Origin of the sequence: Archangium minus, assembly GCF_044360475.1 — a bacterium.
In the GTDB taxonomy this organism is placed as follows: Bacteria; Myxococcota; Myxococcia; order Myxococcales; family Myxococcaceae; genus Archangium; species Archangium minus.
Genome location: NZ_CP043494.1, coordinates 6,021,953 through 6,039,616 on the forward strand (window position 1 = coordinate 6,021,953; position 17,664 = coordinate 6,039,616).

Sequence of the window (17,664 nt, forward strand, 5' to 3'; positions counted from 1 at the left end):
ATGCCATTGCTGTCGCGAGATGATTCCGCACGCGGTGTATGTCTTCCCAAGGATGCCACCTTCGTGGACGTGCTTCGCGAGAGGGTCCTTCGTCAGCCCGAGGCGCGCGTCTTCACCTTCCTCGACGAAGATGGCGAGTCTTCTCTTACCTACCAAGAATTGGATGAGAGGGCGCGCGCTGTTGCGGCCACCTTGCGACGGCACCTTGCTCCGGGCGAGCGGGTGCTCCTGCTCTACCCGCCAGGTCGTGAGTACGTGTTGGGTTTTCTCGGGTGTCTCTACGCGGGCGTTGTCGCCGTTCCCGCGTATCCGCCTGATCCGGCGCGGCTCGGACGCACCCTGCCCAGACTCCAGGCCTTGGTGGCGGATTGCCGCGCCACCGCGGCGCTGACCACCTCTGCGTTGCTGGACATGGTCGGGTTCCTCACCGAGGACGCTCCGGATCTTCGCGCGCTGCGCTGGCTGGCCACGGACTTGCTCGAGCCTGGTGTTGCTGGGGAGTGGTCTGCTCCTCCTGTGTCCGCCGAGGACCTGGCCTTCCTCCAGTACACCTCTGGCTCCACGGGCACGCCCAAGGGCGTGATGCTCAGTCACAGCAACCTGCTGCACAACTCGGGGCTCATCTCGCTCGGGTTTGATGCGTCGCCTCGGCCCGTGGGCGTCATCTGGCTGCCGCCGTACCACGACATGGGGCTCATCGGCGGCATCCTCCAGCCTCTCTATCGCGACATCCCCACCGTCTTGATGTCGCCGCTCTTCTTCCTTCAACAGCCCCTGCGCTGGTTGGAGGCGATCTCCCGGCATGGCGGCACCGTCAGTGGGGGGCCCAACTTCGCCTATGAGCTGTGCGTCCGGAAGACGACTCCCGAGCAGCGGGCCGCGTTGGATCTGCGCAGCTGGGAGGTGGCCTTCTGTGGCGCCGAGCCCATCCGCCAGGAGACGCTGGAGCGGTTCGCCGAGGCGTTTGCCCCCGCCGGCTTCCGGCGCGAGGCCTTCTATCCCTGCTACGGGCTCGCAGAGGGCACGCTGATCGTCAGCGGTGGGCGCAAGGCTGAGCCGCCCGTGGTGCGCCGCTTCGCTCGAGATGGGCTGCCGCGCGGCGAGGCGCGGGCTCCCCGTGTGGAGCAGGAGGGCGTGCCGATGATTGGCTGCGGCCAATCTCTGGGTGACCAGGAGGTGCGCATCGTCGATCCCGAGACGTGCGAGCCAAGCCCTCCCGGCCGCATCGGGGAGATCTGGGTCCGTGGCGCCAGCGTGGCTCGGGGTTACTGGGAGCGGCCCGAGGACACTGAGCGCATCTTCCACGCTCGCCTGGCGGGCTCCGGGGAGGGGCCCTTTCTGCGCACCGGAGATCTCGGTGTGCTCGACGGCGGCGAGCTGTTCGTCATGGGCCGCCGGAAGGACCTCCTCATCATCCGAGGGCGCAATCATTACCCGCAGGACATCGAGCTCTCGGTGGAGCGGTGTGATCCAGGGCTGCGGCCCGGTTGCGGCGCGGCGTTCTCCGTGGACGTGGAGGGCGAAGAGCGCCTGGTGGTCGTCCAGGAGTTTGCTGATCGCTCCGCGGCGGATCCCGGGGTGCGCGCTCGCGAGGCCATCGCTCGCATTCGCCAGGTGGTGGCCGAGCAGCACGAGCTCGGCGTGCATGCCGTGATGCTGCTTGCTCCCGGCAGCATCCCGAAGACGTCGAGCGGGAAGATCCAGCGCCACGCCTGCCGCGCCGCGTTCCTCGAGGGCTCCTTGGAGGAGGTGCTCTCCTGGCGCGAAGGCTCTGCCACCATCGAGGTGGAGTCCGCCAGCTCGGTTGTGGCGGAGGAGCTCGCTCCCCCTGTGGGGGCCGGCCCGGAGGCGCTGCTTCCGTGGCTCTCCGTGCGTCTGTCTCGGGCGCTCGGGGTTCCCGCAGGTGAGCTGGATCCGGAGGCGCCCCTCACCCGGTACGGGCTCGATTCGTTGCGTTCGATGGAGGTGCAGAGCGGGCTCGAGACAGCGCTGGGCGTGAGGCTGCCGATCACCTGTCTGTTGCAGGGGCCTTCTCTGCGTGAGCTGGCTGCGCTCCTCGTGGAGCGACCCGCGCGTGACGTCGTGACGCCTCCACTGGCTCCCGTGGAGCCGGCGGGTCCCCAGCCTCTCTCGGATGGTCAGCGGGCGCTGTGGTTCCTGCAGCGCATGGCTCCGGAGAGCACGGCGTACCATGTGGTGCGCGCGGTGCGGATCCACTCGCGCCTCGATGTCGCCGCGCTGGAGCGGGCCTTCCAGGCGCTCGTGCTGCGGCATCCGTCGCTGCGCTCGGTGTTCCCTGAGGAGCAGGGCGCTCCCGTTCAGCGGTTCGTGGAGCCCTCGGGCCCCGTGCTCCGGGTGGAGGATGCCTCCGGTTGGAGCGAGGCGGAGTTGGGTGCACGGCTCGACGTCGAGGCCCATCGGCCCTTCGATCTGGCCAAGGGCCCGCTGATGCGCGTCCTGCTTCTCTCCCGAAGGCCGGACGAGCACGTGTTGCTGCTCGCGCTGCACCACCTCATCACCGACTTCTGGTCCCTGGCGGTGATGGTGGAAGAGCTGGGCTCGCTCTACACCGCGGAAACGGGAGGTGCCCCCGCGAGCCTGCCGGCACTGTCTCTGAGCCCCACCGAGGCCGATCGCGCCCTCGCGGCCCGGCTCTCCGGTCCCCGCGGCGAAGCGCTGTGGAACTTCTGGCGCACGCAGCTCGCCGGCGAGCTGCCCATGCTGGCGCTTCCCACGGATCATCCTCGGCCCCGGCTCCAGTCCTTCCGAGGCTCCTCGCTTGCGTTCCAGGTGGGGCCGGAGACCACTGCACGGGTGAAGGCGCTCGCGCGCGCGCATGGCGCCACGCCCTACATGGTGCTGCTGGCGGCCTTCTTTGCCTTCCTGCGCCGCTACACCGGTCAGGAAGAGCTCGTCGTGGGCTCGCCCACCGCGGGACGCTCCCGGCCCGAGCTGGCCCGGCTCGTGGGCTACTTCGTCAACCCGGTGGCGCTGCGTGCCAGTCTGTCCTCGAGGCTCACGTTCCAGGAGCTGCTCTCCCAGGTTCGCGGCACTGTGTTGGAGGCGCTCGAGCACCAGGAGCTGCCCTTCGCCCGAATTGTCGAGCAGCTTCAGCCTTCGCGAGAGCCGGGGCGCTCGCCCATCTTCCAGGCGATGTTCGTCCTCCAGCGTGGGCACCTGCCTGGGGCGGGCGAGGCCCTCGCCGCATTCGCGCTGGGTGAGTCGGGCGCGCGCATGCGCCTGAGCGGATTGGAGCTGGAGTCTCTGCCACTCCCGCAGCGGGGCTCGGCGTTCGATCTCACCCTGATGATGGCCGAGTCGGGAGAGGGATTGAGCGCCTCGCTGGAGTACTGCACGGACCTCTTCGAGGCCTCCACGGCCGCGCGCATGGCGCGGCACTTCGGGTCGCTGTTGGAGGGGCTGGTGGCGGCGCCGGAGCGGCGGCTGGAGGAGGTGGAGCTGCTGGGTGGAGACGAGCGCGCCACGGTGTTGGGCTCCTGGAGCGAGGGGGCGCGGGAGGCCGAGGAGGAGGGGAGTCTGGCTCGGCTGCTGGCGCGGCAGGTGGAAGCGCGGCCCGAGGCGGAGGCGGTGGTGTGTGGCGCAGAGCGGCTGAGCTACCGGCAGCTGGAGGCTCGGGCCCGAGGGCTCGCGCACCGGCTGCGGCGCGAGGGCGTGGGCCCCGAGGTGCGCGTGGGCGTGCTCCTGGAGCGGGGCGTGGACGCGGTGGTGGCCTTCTGGGGCGTGCAGCTCGCGGGCGGTGTGTACGTGCCGCTGGAGGCGGTGCAGCCTCGGGAGCGGCTGGAGTGGATGGTGGAGGACTCCCGTCCCCGCGCAGTGGTGACGCGCGCCGGTCTGGGCGAGCGGTGTCGCGTGCCGGAGAGCGTTCGCGTGATCCGCTTGGAGGAGGTGGGAGAGGACACGAGCCCACTCGAGAGTGGAGTCCAGGCCGACAACATCTCGTACGTCATCTACACCTCGGGGAGCACCGGTAAGCCCAAGGGTGTCGAGGTGACGCACCGGGGCGCATGCAACCTGGCCGTGGCCCAGCAGCGGGGCTTCGGTGTGGCGGAGGGCGATCGGGTGTTGCAGTTCGCGCCGCTCGGCTTCGATGCCTCGGTGTCGGAGTACCTGATGACGGTCTCCGGTGGCGGAGCGCTCGTTGTCCCTCCCGCGGGCGAGGTGCTGGTGGGCGACGCGCTCAGGCGCACGCTGGAAGAGGGCAGGGTGGCGGTGGCGACCTTGCCGCCCTCGGTGCTGGCGCTGTTGCCCGAGGGGGCCTTGGCGGGCCTTCGGGTGGTGATCTCCGCGGGCGAGGCCTGCTCGCCGGAGCTGGTGGCGCGGTGGGCGCCCGGGCGGCGCTTCTTCAACGCCTACGGACCCACGGAGGTGACGGTATGCGCCACCTGGGCGGAGTGCGTGGTGGGCGAGGGCCTTCCTCCCATCGGAAGGCCGATGCGCAACGCCCAGGTGTACGTGCTGGACGGGGCCATGAGACCCGTGCCCCCGGGCGTGGCTGGAGAGCTGTATGTGGGCGGGATTGGACTGGCTCGGGGTTACCTGGGCAGGCAGGAGCTGACGGCGGAGCGGTTTGTTCCCCATCCCTTCTCGCGTGAGCCCGGTGCGCGCCTGTACCGCACCGGTGACAGGGTGCGCTGGCGCGCGGATGGCTCGCTGGAGTTCCTCGGTCGCGCCGACGCCCAGGTGAAGCTACGCGGCATGCGCGTGGAGCCCGGAGAGGTAGAGGTTGCACTGCGCGAGGTGCTCGGTGCCCGGCAGGCGCTCGTGCGTCCCTGGAAGGGGCCGGGTGGAGAGACGCGGCTGGTGGCGTACCTGGTTCCAGGCGAGTCCACGCCGCGAGAGAGCCGCGAGGCCCGCGCGCTCCTGCGCCAGCGTTTGCCGGAGCACATGGTGCCCACTGCCTTCATCTTCTTGGAGGCTCTGCCCCTCACGCCCAACGGCAAGGTGGACCTCCGGGCCCTCCCGCTTCCCCGCCCGCCCGAGCGCGATGCCTCCTTCGTTGCGCCGCGCACGCCGCTCGAGGTGTCCATTGCCCGCGCCTGGGCCCAGGCGCTCGGCCATGAGGCGGTGGGCCTGCACGAGCACTTCTTCGATGACCTCGGAGGTAGCTCGCTCACGGTGGTTCGCGCCTGCGCCCTGTTGCGTGACGAGCTGAAGCAGGACGTGCCCATCACTCACTTCTTCGAACACCCCACCGTCCACGCGCTCGCGAAGCGTCTGGACCAGACCCCCGCCTCACAGGCTGGAAACACCCCACACCAGGATCGCGCCGAGGCCCGTCGTCAGGCCCTCCAGCGCCGCAACCCGAGAGGAACCCGAGGCCATGGCTGAGCAGGAGATGATGGAGGGTACGGGGAACGACATTGCGATCATCGGCATGGCCGGGCGGTTCCCCGGGGCCGGTGACGTGCAGTCCTTCTGGAAGAACCTGCGCGAGGGTGTCGAGTCCATCTCTCGCTTCCGCGAGGATGAGCTGGAGGCATCGCCGATTGTCCCAGCGGCGCTGCGCGGACACCCGGACTTCGTGCGCGCGGGCGGCGTGCTCGAGGGCGCGGATCTTTTCGATCCCGAGTTCTTCGACATCGCCCCGCGCGAGGCGCTGTGGATGGATCCCCAGCAGCGCGTGTTCCTCGAGTGCGCGTGGGCCGCGCTTGAGAATGCTGCGTACGATCCCGATCGCTTCCCGGGGAAGATCTCCCTCTACGCGGGCGTGGGTCAGTCCGGCCACGTGCTCTCCCTGCTGGGGCATGTGAAGAAGGAGCCAGCGGCCCTTTTCGAGGCGCTCGGCACCACCACCGCGGAGAACGCCGCCACCAAGGTGTCCTTCAAGCTGAAGCTGCGCGGCGAGAGTCTGGCCATCTACACCGCGTGCTCCACGGGCCTCGTCTCTGTCCACATGGCCTGCCAGAGCTTGCTGCTCCGTCAGTCCGACATCGCCCTGGCCGGAGCCGTGCGCATCTCCCTCCCTCAGCGCACCGGCTACCTCTTCCAGGAAGGGATGATCTTCTCCCCCGACGGGCACTGCCGCGCTTTCGATGCGCGCGCTCGTGGCACGGTGAGTGGCAACGGCGTAGGGGTGGTTGTCCTCAAGCCGCTCGCGGACGCACTGCGGGATGGGGACCACGTCTATGCCGTCATCAAGGGCTCGGCCATCAACAACGATGGCAACCTCAAGGTCGGCTACACCGCCCCCAGCGTCGAGGGGCAGTCCGAGGTCATCTCCGAGGCCCTGGCCTATGCCGGCGTTGAGGCTGGGGACATCGGCTACGTCGAGGCGCATGGTACCGGCACGCCGCTCGGGGATCCGATTGAGATCGCTGCCCTCACTCGCGCCTACCGGCGTGACACGGACGCGCGGCGCTTCTGTGGCATCGGCTCGGTGAAGACGAACATCGGGCACCTGGACACCGCCGCGGGTATCGCCGGGCTGCTCAAGGCCACGCTCGCGCTGTACCACGAGGAGCTCCCCCCGAGCCTCCACTTCGAGCGCCCCAACCCCGCCATCGACTTCGAGGGCAGTCCCTTCTCCGTCGTCACGGAGCGTCGCGAGTGGAAGCGCGGGGAGTCTCCGCGGCTCGCAGGTGTCAGCTCCTTCGGCATCGGTGGCACCAACGCGCATGCCATTCTCGGCGAGGCCCCGCTGGTGGAAGGGCAGCCGAGCGCCCGGCCCCATCAGCTCGTCACGCTCTCGGCTCGCACTCCCTCGGCGCTGGAGGCGATGACGCACGAGCTCGCCGCGTACCTCGAGGCCCGGCCGGAGGTGGACCTGGCGGACCTGGCCTTCACGCGCGCCGTGGGCCGCAAGGCCTTCGAGCACCGGCGCACCGTGGTCGCGGAGAATGTGGCCGGATTGCTCGCTCGGTTGAAGTCGCCTCCCGCGAGCCGGAGCCTCGCCAACCTGGAGGCCGCCCGCGAGCAGCGCGTGGCCTTCCTGTTCCCCGGACAGGGCTCGCAGTCGGTGGGCATGGCGCGCGAGCTGTATGCCTCCGAGCCCGTCTTCCGTGAGCACGCCGAGGCGTGTCTCTCCCTCCTCGCGCTTCGCATGGGGAAGGACCCGCGCCCGGTGCTGTTCCCGGAGCCCGGCCAGGAGGCTGCGGCCCGTGAGGCGATGGCGGACCCTCGCAATGCCCTGCCTGCGCTGTTCACCGTGGAGTACGCGCTGGCACGCCTCTGGATGGACTGGGGTATTGAGCCCCACGCGATGCTCGGGCACAGCCTGGGTGAGTATGTCGTCGCGTGCCTCGCGGGCGTGATGTCCCTGGAGGACGCACTGACGCTCGTGGTCGCGCGGGGTCGGTTGATGGCGGATATGCCGCTGGGCGCCATGACCGCCGTGGGAGCCTCCGAGGAGGAGTTGCGCCCGCTGCTGAACGGTGGGCTCTCCCTGGCCGCCGTCAATGGGGCTTCCCGGTGCGTCGTCTCCGGCCCCGTTCCCGAGGTGGAGCGGCTTGAGCAGGAGCTCTCGCGCCGGAACGTGGGCGTGCTGCGGCTGCCCGTGCGTCACGCCTTCCACTCGGCGGACGTGGAGCCGGTCATGCCGGAGCTCCAGCGCGTCGTCGCGGGCCTGCGCCTCTCCGCGCCACAGCGGCCCTACGTCTCCAGCCTCACCGGGACGTGGATCCGCCCCGAGGAAGCGACCGATCCCTCCTACTGGGTCCGGCAGATGCGCCAGCCGGTTCGCTTCTCCGAGGGATTGGACACCCTGCTGCGCGACGGGTGCGTCATCCACCTGGAGGTGGGGCCGGATCAGGCACTCACCGCGCTCGCCAAGCTGCGGCTGCGCGGCGAGGCGGGGGCCATGGCCGTGCCATCGCTTCCTCGCTCGGGTGTGTCCACGTCCCAGCATGGCACGCTGCTCGAGGCAGTCGGCACGCTGTGGAAGGCGGGGCTGGAGATCCGGTGGGAGCGGTTCTACGCGCACGAGCGGCGCCTCCGCATTCCACTGCCTACCCATCCCTTCGAGCGCCGCCGTTTCTCGCTCGAGCCCAAGTGGGTGGACGCGCCCGAGCTTCCGTCGCCCGAGCCTTCCGCGCGTCCTGCCCCGACCCCTGTTCCAAGCGCCGTCCCGAGCCCCGTTCCAAGCGCCGTCCCGAGCCCCGTGGCAGTGGAGGGAGTCGCCGGTCCGAGCAACGACATCGAGCGGCAGGTGATGGAGATCTGGCGCGAGCGACTCGGCCTCGCGGACTTCGGCATCCACGACAACTTCTTGGAGCTGGGTGGCAACTCGCTGATGGCGGCGCAGGTCCTCACGCGTCTGCGCGAGACGTTCCCGGTGCAGCTCCCGTTGAGCGATCTCTTTGAGGCGCCCACGGTCGCGGGTGTTGCTGCGCGCATTGAGGCGCGCCTGAAGGATCTCCAGCCCGGCTCGGGACGTGTCCCGGTGCCGCCCATCGTCTCCATCCCGCGCGAGGGCGTCCTTCCGCTCTCCTTCGTGCAGGAGCGGGTATGCGCGCTGGAGCGCTTCACCCCCGGTACCCCGACGCTCAACATGCCCGTGGCCCTGCGGCTGACGGGCACGCTCGATGTGGCCGTGCTGGAGCGGAGCCTGGGCGAGGTCATCCGTCGGCACGAGGCCCTTCGCACTACCTATGCCACCGTGGACGGCCGAGCCGTGCTTCGCGTCGCTCCCAGTCTGGCGCTGCCGCTCCCGGTCACCGTGCTGGAGGGTTCCCGCGAGGTCCGCGAGGCGGAGGCCATGCGGCTCGCTCGCGAGGAGGCGGCCCGGCCGTTCTCCCTGGAGCGCGGCCCTGTCATCCGCGCGAGCCTCATCCGCATCGACACGGACGTCCACCTGCTGCTCGCCACCGTGCACCATGTTGTCTCGGACACCTTGTCCATGGTGGTGCTCGTTCGTGAGCTGGCGGCGCTCTACGAGGCGTTCCGTCTGGGCAAGCCCTCGCCGCTCCCGGCCCTGACCACGCAATACCTGGACTACGCGGCGTGGCAGCGGCGCGCGCTGGAGGCAGGGGCCTTCGCGGATCAGCAGGTGTACTGGCGTGAGCGAATGGCGGATCCGCCCGGCCCCCTGGCTCTCCCCACGGATCGTCCGCGCGAGGCTGTTCGCAAGCTGCTCGGAATTCGCCGGCCCTTTGGCTTCTCCCGTCGAATCTCTGATGCTGTCCATGCGCTCGGCCAGCGCGAGGGCTTCACCGACTTCATGATCCTCCTGGCCGCCTTCAAGGCGCTGCTGGCTCGCTACGCCGGCCAGGACGATGTCGTGGTGGGCACGCCCATTGGCAACCGCACCCGCGGCGAGCTGGAGCCGCTGATTGGCTACGTGGCCCACGCCGTCCCGCTGCGCACGGACCTCTCCGGCGATCCCCCCTTCCTCGAGCTGCTCTCCCGTGTGCGAGACACCACGCTCGGCGCCTATGCGAACCCGGACATCCCCTACGAGCACCTCGTGCGCGAGCTGGAGCCCGGCAAGGACCCGGAGCGCGCCCGGCTGTTCGATGCGCTCTTCGTCCTGCACGCCGGCTTTGCGTCCACGATGGAACTGCCGGGACTCCACCTGGAGCTCGTGGAGGTATCGGAGATCCCCGCGCAGTTCGGCGCCACGCTCTCCCACCTCTCCATCTACATGGGTGAGAGCGAGCACGGCTTCTCCGGCACCCTGGAGTACGCCTCCGAGCTGTTCGATCCGCCCACCATCGACCGGTTGCTCGGCCACCTCGAGGCACTCCTCGAGTCCGCCGTTGCTCAACCCGGTCAGCGCCTCTCCGAGCTCTCCCTGCTGACCGAGGCCGAGCGGCGCCAGCTCGCCGCTCCGGTGTCGACGCCGAACGCCGAGGCCGCTTCCGTGGTGGCCCTGTTGGAGGCCCAGGCCTCGCGTTCACCCGAGGGTCTCGCTGTCTCCGCCGGGGAGACTGGCCTCTCCTGGCGAGAGCTGCGCGAGCGTGCCCTGCGACTCGCGGGCCTGTTGGTCCAGAAGGGCGTGGGTCCGGAGCAGCTCGTGGCCGTGTGCCTGGAGCCGTCTCCCGAGCGCCTCGTGGCCCTCTGGGCCGTGTTGGAGGCTGGAGCGGCCTGGGTCCTCCTGCCACCGGCTCGGCTCCGGGAGTTGACGTCGCTCGTGCCCCAGGGAACTCCAGCGCCGCTGCTGCTCACGCACTCGCGGCTGCAGACGAGCCTGGCGCTCGACGCCTCGCGGGTGCTGCGCGTGGATGCGCTGCCCGGGAGTGAGTCCGCGTCCCCCGTGGCCCGTCGCGTGTCCACGCCGGACGCCGAGGCCATGGTCTGCCTCGAGCCGGTGGCTGGCGCCTCGGGTGCTTCGCTCCACGCCATCCACACGCACCGCACCGTGGCCCACCTGTTCCGCGCGCTCGACGAGGGTCACGAGGTGGCTCCGGGTGGTGCGTGGCTCTGGGCCGAAGAGCCCGGAGCGCAGGGGAGTGGGTTGGAGGTGCTGTGGGCCCTGAGCCGGGGCCTGCGTGTTGTCCTCGCTCCCGAGTCCACGCGTGCGCGCTTCCTGTCGGTGGGGAAGGGCGCCACGTCTCGCCGTCCCTTGGCCTTCAGCCTCTCGTACTTCGCCAACGACGAGGACGGGCTCGGCAAGCGCAAGTACCAGCTCCTCTTGGACGGGGCCCGCTTCGCCGATACGCATGGCTTCTCGGCGATCTGGACGCCCGAGCGCCACTTCCACTCCTTCGGCGGTCTCTACCCGAGCCCTGCCATCACCGGCGCGGGCATCGCCACCCTCACCGAGAACATTGGCATCCGCGCCGGCAGCGTGGTGATCCCCCTGCACGATCCCCTCCAGGTCGCGGAGGAGTGGTCGATGATCGACAACCTCTCCGGTGGCCGGGTGGGGGTGTCGTTCGCCTCGGGGTGGCATGCGAATGACTTCGTCTTCGCCCCTGATCACTACGCACGCCGCAAGGAGATCATGCTCCGCGGCATCGAGACCGTGCGTCATTTGTGGCGCGGCGGGACGGTGCTCCGCCGCAACGGCGAGGGCAAGGAGGTGGAGATCTCCATTCGCCCGCGTCCGGTCCAGGCGGAGCTGCCCTTCTGGCTCACGGCCGCGGGCAACCCGGACACCTTCCGGCTCTCGGGCGAGATGGGCGCCAACGTGCTCACCAACCTGATGGGCCAGGAGCTGGACTCGCTGGCCGAGAAGGTGGCGCTCTACCGCGAGACGTGGCGGCAGCATGGTCACGGTCCCGGCCGAGGCCACGTGAGCCTGATGATGCACGCCTTCCTCGGCACGAATGCCGAGGAGGTGCGCCGCACCGTGCGCGAGCCGCTGCTCCGCTACTTCCGCAGCTCAGTGGACATCTTCAGCGGCTTTGCCGCCAGCCAGGGACTCAAGGTGGATGCACGCACCCTGACGCCCCAGGACATGGACGCGCTGCTGGAGCACGGCTTCGAGCGCTACCTGGAGGCCGGAGGGATCTTCGGAACGCCCGAGTCCTGCGAGGCCATCATCGAGCGTGTGCGAAGGCTGGACGTCGATGAGGTGGCCTGCCTGGTGGACTTCGGCACGGGCACGGAGGCGACGCTCGCCAGCCTCCAGCACCTGGACACCCTGCGGCGGCGCACTCAGCCGGAGGAGACGGGGCCCGCGCCCACCGTTCTGCACGAGAGCGGCTCGGAGGCGGAGGCGCTGCTCGCGCTCGTCCGTGAGGCGGGCGTCACGTACCTGCACTGCACGCCGGCCCTGGCCCGCACGCTCACGTCGCTGCCCGGAGTGGCCGAGGCCCTTCGCCCGGTGCGCCGGCTCTTCGTTGAGGGTGTGGCTCCAGAGCTGGCCGCTTCACTCGCTCGCGCCGCGGGCGTGGAAGTGGTGCGCCGCGAGGGTGCGCTGGGGCTCGGGACGTGGCTGCCGGTTCGTGCCCAGGAGACCTCGGGTCTCCAGGTGCTCCCGCCGCCTTCCACCTACTCGCGGCTCCACGTGTTGGATTCGAGGGGACAGCCTGTTCCCGTGGGCGTGGCCGGTGTGCTCGCCGTCGGAGGCGGCGGTGTTCCCCGCGGGTTCTGGATGGCTCCCGACGCCACGCGCGAGCGGATCGTGCCCCATCCTTCCGAAGCGGGAGCTCGGCTGCTCGTTACGGGACGGCGTGCTCGGCTTCGTGCGGATGGCTCCGTGGAGATCCTCCCGGTGGAGGCCCCGAAGGCCCGTCGTCCGGCACCAGCGCCCGCGCAAAAGCAGGCTCCCCGTGCAGAGGTCGCCCGTCGTCCCGAGGGCCCGCCCGCCATTCCCCACGTGCCGCGAGATCAGTCGCTGCCCCTCAGCTTCGCCCAGCAGCGGCTGTGGTACTTGGATCAGCTCGAGCCGGGGAACGTGGCCTACAACAACCCGTCCGCGCTGCGCCTGAGCGGACGTCTGGATGCCGCCGCGCTGGAGCGTGCTCTCAACGAGGTGGTGCGCCGCCACGAGGTGCTCCGGACCACCTTCGCACTGGAAGACTCTGGCCCAGTCCAGCGCATCGCTCCGTCCCTGAGTCTCTCCCTGGAGATGACTCAACTCGAGTCCTCGGGCGAGCGTGACGCGGAGATTGAGCGGTGGGTGCTCGCGGAGGCGCGCAAGCCCTTCGATCTCGCGGTGGGTCCGCTCATCCGCACGGCGCTGCTGCGCGTCCATGAGACGGAGCATGTGCTGCTCGTCACCCTGCACCACATCGTCTCCGATGGTTGGTCCGCGGGCGTGATGCTCCAGGAGCTGGCGTTCCTCTACGGTGCCTACGCCACGGGAGCCGAGTCCCCCTTGCCCGCGCTGTCCGTGCAGTACGCCGACTACGCCGCATGGCAGCACGAATGGCTGCGCGGCCCCGCGTTGGAGAAGGAGCTGTCCTGGTGGAAGGAGTCGCTGGCCGATGTCCCGGTGCTGCGGCTGCCCACGGACAAGGCTCGTCCGGCGGTGCAGACCTACCGGGGTGCCCAGCACCGCTTCACCGTTCCCCGAGCCCTGGTCGATTCGTTGGGGGCACTCGCCAAGCGGGAGGGCGCCACGCCCTTCATGGTGTTCATGTCCGCCTACCAGTTGCTCCTGTCCCGCTACAGCGGCCAGGAAGACTTCGCGGTGGGCACGGCCGTGGCGGGCCGCAGTCGTCCCGAACTGGAGCCCCTGGTCGGGTGCTTCGTCAACTCGCTGGCCCTGCGCGCTGACCTGTCTGAGGATCCGTCCTTCGTGGAGCTGCTCGGCCGCGTCCGCCGCACCGCTCTGGGTGCCTTCTCCCATCAGGAGGCCCCCTTCGAGAAGCTGGTGGACGCGCTGCACGTCCCGCGCGAGCTGAGCCACACGCCGATCTTCCAGACGCTGCTGGTACTCCACAACACCCCCGTGCCCACCGTGCAGCTCGCGGGCCTCACGTTGAGCGGCATGGACGTCCATGCGGGCGCTGCCAAGTTGGATCTCGCGCTGGAGTTGCGCGAGACGTCCGAAGGACTCTGGGGCGGCTTCGAGTACAACACCGACCTCTTCGAACCGGAGACCCTCGCGCGGATGGGGGACCACTTCGTGCGCTTGTTGGAGGGCATCGCCGCGGCGCCGGAGCAGCGGCTCTCCAGGCTGGCGCTCCTGTCCGAGGCCGAGCGCCAGAAGCTCCTGATCGAGTGGAATCCGTCTCCTGCGCCTCGGGACTCCGCCACCGTGCTGGAGTCCTTCGTGGCCCAGGTGGCTCGGACTCCGAATGCGACTGCTGTGTCCGATGCCTCAGAGGTGCTCACCTACCGGGAGCTGGCCGCTCGGGCCTGGCGCATTGCCTCGTTGCTGCGCCGGCAGGGCGTGGGCCCCGAGTGCGTGGTGGCGATCGCGCTGGAGCGCCCCATGGAAGCGGTGTCCGCCATCCTGGGCACGCTCGCGGCGGGAGGCGCCTGGCTCCCGCTGGATGCCTCGCATCCGGTGGAGCGGTTGCGGCTCGTGCTCGACGACGCCGGCGCGCGGGTGGTGCTCACCCGCGAGTCCTTGAGTGCCCGTTTCAAGATGGGCGAGGGGAAGAGCGTGGTCACCTTGGAGGCCTCGGCTTCCGAGTCCGACTCGCCTCCCGCCTCCCTGCCGGCGCCTCACCACGCGGCGTATGTCCTCTTCACCTCCGGCTCGACGGGACGTCCCAAGGGCGTGGTGGTGGAGCATCGCCAGCTCGCCCATGCCACGCGGGCTCGGTTCGAGGTGTACGGCGCTCCGGGCGTCACGGTCTCGCTGTCTCCGTTCACCTTCGATGCCTCGCTCGCCGGCCTGTTCTGGACGTTGAGCCACGGCGGCACGCTGCGCTTCCCGGAGTCCGGAGTGATGGATGATCCCCGGGCGCTGGCCGCCTCGCTCGCGCAGCACGGCGTCACGCACCTCATCGGCGTGCCGGTGCTCTATGCGCAGCTCCTCGCGGCGGCTCCGGCCGGTGGACTCTCCAGCCTGCGCGCTGTCTCCGTGGGTGGAGAGGCCTGCCCCCGCGAGCTGGTCCGCGCCCACTACGAGGCTTTGCCTGGAACGCCACTCTTCAACGAGTACGGTCCCACCGAGGCCACCATCTGGAGCACCGTGCACCGGGTGGAGCCAACGGAGTCGGGCTCCGTGCCCATCGGCCGTCCCATCCCCGGTGCTCGGGTGTACGTGCTGGACGAGCGTCTCCAGCTCGTTCCCGCGGGTGTCCCGGGCGAGCTGTACGTGGGTGGCGCTGGCGTGGCGCGCGGCTACCTCGGTCGGCCCGAGCTGACCTCTGAGCGATTCCTCGCGGATCCGTTCGACGCGAGCCCCGGTGCACGGCTGTACCGCACGGGAGATCGCGTGCGCTGGCGGAAGGACGGGGTGCTCGAGTTCCTCGGGCGCCAGGACGGGCAGGTGAAGGTGCGGGGCTTCCGCATCGAGACGGGAGAGGTGGAAGCGGCGCTCGCGGCTCACCCCGGACTGCGCGAGGTGGCGGTGGCCGCACGCGAGGACGGGCGGGGTGGCAAGCGGCTCGTTGCTTACGTCGTGCCCCACCAGCGCCCGGCCCCCGAGCCGGACGCGTTGCGCGCCTTCCTCCGTGAGCGGCTCCCCGAGTACATGGTGCCGTCCGCCTTCGTGGAGCGGGAGGTCCTGCCTCGCACGCGCACCGGGAAGGTGGACCTGCGCGCACTGCCCACGCCGGAGTTCCAGTCCGCTGTCCGGAGCGCGGCGTACGTGGCGCCACGCAACGAGCTGGAGGAGGGCCTCGCGCGTGTCTGGAGCGAGGTGCTCGGCGTGGCTCGTGTCGGCGTGGACGACAACTTCTTCGAGCTGGGCGGGGACTCCATTCTCAGCATCCAGATCGTCACCCGGGCGGGTCGGGCGGGCATCGAGCTGTCGCCGCGCCAGGTGTTCCAGAACCCCACGGTGGCCCGGCTCGCAGCGGTGGCGAACACGCGGCTCGCGGTGCAGGCCGAGCAGGGGCCTGTAACGGGTCCAGTGGCCCTCACGCCCATCCAGCACTGGTTCTTCGCCCAGGAGCCCGCGGAGCCTCACCATTGGAACATGTCGCTCCTCCTGGAGGTGCGTGCGGCCCTGGACACGGCGGTGCTGGAGCGCGCGCTGGGGCACCTGGTCGAGCACCACGATGCGTTGCGCCTGCGCTTCGCACGAGGAGAGGACGGCTGGCGGCAGGTGTGCGCGCCTCCGGGCGAGCCCGTGCGGCTGGAGCGCGTGGACCTGTCGAGCGTGCCGGCCGGAGTGCAGGGACTGGAAGTGGAGCGGTGGGCCACGCAGTTCCAGGGCTCGCTCCAGTTGGAGGAGGGGCCGCTGCTCCGGGCGGTGTCGTTCGACCTCGGAGCGGGACGGCCCGGGCGCCTGTTGCTCGTGCTGCACCACCTGGTGGTGGACGGCGTCTCCTGGCGCATCCTCCTGGAGGATCTGCTGGGGGCCTACCAGCAGCTCGCGGGCGGTGTTCCGGTGCGCTTGCCGCCGAAGACGACCTCCTTCCAGGCGTGGGCTCGGGGCCTCTCTGATCACGCGCGCTCGGGAGCACTGGAGGCCGAGCGCTCCTGGTGGTTGGAGCGTCCGTGGGCACGTGTCTCGCGCCTGCCGGTGGAGCTGCCGGGAGGAGAGAACACGGAGGCCCTGGCTCGGAGCGTGAGTCTGAGCCTCACCGCCGAGGAGACTCGCGCGCTCCTGCAGGACGTGCCGCGCGCGTACCACACGCAGATCAACGATGCGCTCCTCACCGCGCTCGCGCAGGGGGTGGGACGTTGGGCTGGCAACCCGCTGGTGCTGGTGGACGTGGAGGGCCATGGGCGCGAGGAGCTGCTCGCGGGCCTGGATGCCTCGCGCACGGTGGGTTGGTTCACCACGTTCTTCCCGGCGCTGTTGGAGGTGCCGGAAGCCGGAGGCCCCGGTGAGGCCCTGCGCGCCGTGAAGGAGCAGCTGCGCGCCGTGCCCTCCAAGGGCATGGGCTACGGGCTGTTGCGCCACCTGGGCAAGGACTCCCGCCTGGCCGCGCTGCCCTCGGCGGAGGTGAGCTTCAACTACCTCGGACAGGTGGATGGTGCGCTGTCCGGGAATGGGATGCTCACGCTCGCGCCCGAGGGCATGGGACCGCAGCGTGGCCCGCGCACTCGCAGGCCCTACCTCCTCGACGTGGTGGGCGCCGTCTTGGGCGGCCGGTTGCAGATGACGTGGACGTACGGGGAAGCACTCCACCGGAGGGAGACCGTCGAGAAGCTCGCGGCGGACTTCCTGGAGCGGCTGCGCGCGCTGATCGCGCACTGCCAGTCCCCCGAGGCGGGAGGCCACACGCCCTCCGACTTCCCGCTGGCCAAGGTGAAGCAGACCCAACTCGACAAGCTCTCCGCCAGGTTCGGCAAGAAGACCCGATGAGCGACAACATCGCAGACCTGTATCCGCTCTCCCCGCTGCAACAGGGAATGCTCTTCCACGTCCTGCGGGAGCAGGGCGTGGGCCTGTACTTCAACCAGCTCTCCTGCGAGCTGCGTGGAGCCCTCAACGTCTCCGCCTTCGCGGAGGCCTGGCGGCAAGCGGTGGCGGCGTTCCCCATCCTCCGGACGGCCATGGTCTGGGAGGACGTCGAGGAGCCTCTCCAGGTGGTGCTCGAGGAGGTGGAGCTGCCGCTCGTCCAGGAGGACTGGCGCGGGATTCCGGCAGCAGAGCAGGAGGCGCGCTTCACCTCTTGGCTGGAGGAGGATCACCGTCGGGGCGTCGACCTGGGCACGCCGCCGCTCATGCGGCTCTCGTTGCTGCGCACCGGGGACTCGGCGCACCGCTTCGTCTTCAGCCACCACCACATCCTGCTCGATGGGTGGTCCGTTCCACTCCTCATCCGTCAGGTCTTCGTCCTCTACGAGAGCCTCGTCCGAGGACTCACGCCGCGCGTGGAGCAGGGGCGGCCCTTCCGTGACTACATCGAGTGGATTCAGGAGCGCGGCCTGGAGGAGTCGGAGCGCTTCTGGCGCCAGTCGCTCGCGGGCTTCTCCGAGCCCACCGAGCTGGGACGGGGATTCCCCGACGGCGCGTCCGCGACTGGCCGTGCGTCTCGGCGAATCCACCTCTCCGCCGCCACCACTGAGATGTTGAACGCGCTCGCGCGTCAGCAGGGGCTCACGCTCAACACCGTGGTGCAGGGCGCGTGGGCGCTGCTGCTCGGGCACCATGCGGGGACGCGGGACGTCGTCTTCGGCACCACCGTCTCAGGCCGTCCGCCGGAGCTGCCCGGCGTGGAGAGCATGGTGGGCCTCTTCATCAAC

General features: G+C 70.2%; 3 protein-coding genes (1 of these 3 running past the window's edge). All 3 read left to right on the forward strand.

All coding sequences use genetic code 11. The features are described 5' to 3' along the window. Tightly spaced (each overlapping or abutting the next), the 3 genes in view from F0U60_RS24550 to F0U60_RS24560 form a layout consistent with a single transcriptional unit that may run on beyond the window. A complete protein-coding gene (locus tag F0U60_RS24550; RefSeq protein WP_395823875.1) occupies positions 1–5,349 on the forward strand; it encodes an amino acid adenylation domain-containing protein in 5,349 nt (1,782 codons plus the stop codon). Then, positions 5,342–16,780: an amino acid adenylation domain-containing protein gene (locus F0U60_RS24555; protein ID WP_395823877.1), complete on the forward strand. Its 11,439-nt coding sequence runs from the start codon at positions 5,342–5,344 to the stop codon at positions 16,778–16,780. The genes F0U60_RS24550 and F0U60_RS24555 overlap by 8 nt, the downstream gene beginning before the upstream one ends. Then, positions 16,777–17,664: the start of an amino acid adenylation domain-containing protein gene (locus F0U60_RS24560; RefSeq protein WP_395823878.1), read on the forward strand. The gene runs 12,498 nt beyond the window's last position; only the first 888 of its 13,386 coding nucleotides appear in the window; its start codon is at positions 16,777–16,779; the stop codon falls past the right edge of the window. Before F0U60_RS24555 ends, F0U60_RS24560 begins: the two co-directional genes overlap by 4 nt.

What these genes read in the sequence shown, in the direction of transcription:
- F0U60_RS24555 (WP_395823877.1), top strand. Translation starts at nt 5,342, where the DNA reads ATGGCTGAGCAGGAGATGATGGAGGGTACGGGGAACGACATTGCGATC.
- F0U60_RS24550 (WP_395823875.1), top strand. Translation starts at nt 1, where the DNA reads ATGCCATTGCTGTCGCGAGATGATTCCGCACGCGGTGTATGTCTTCCC.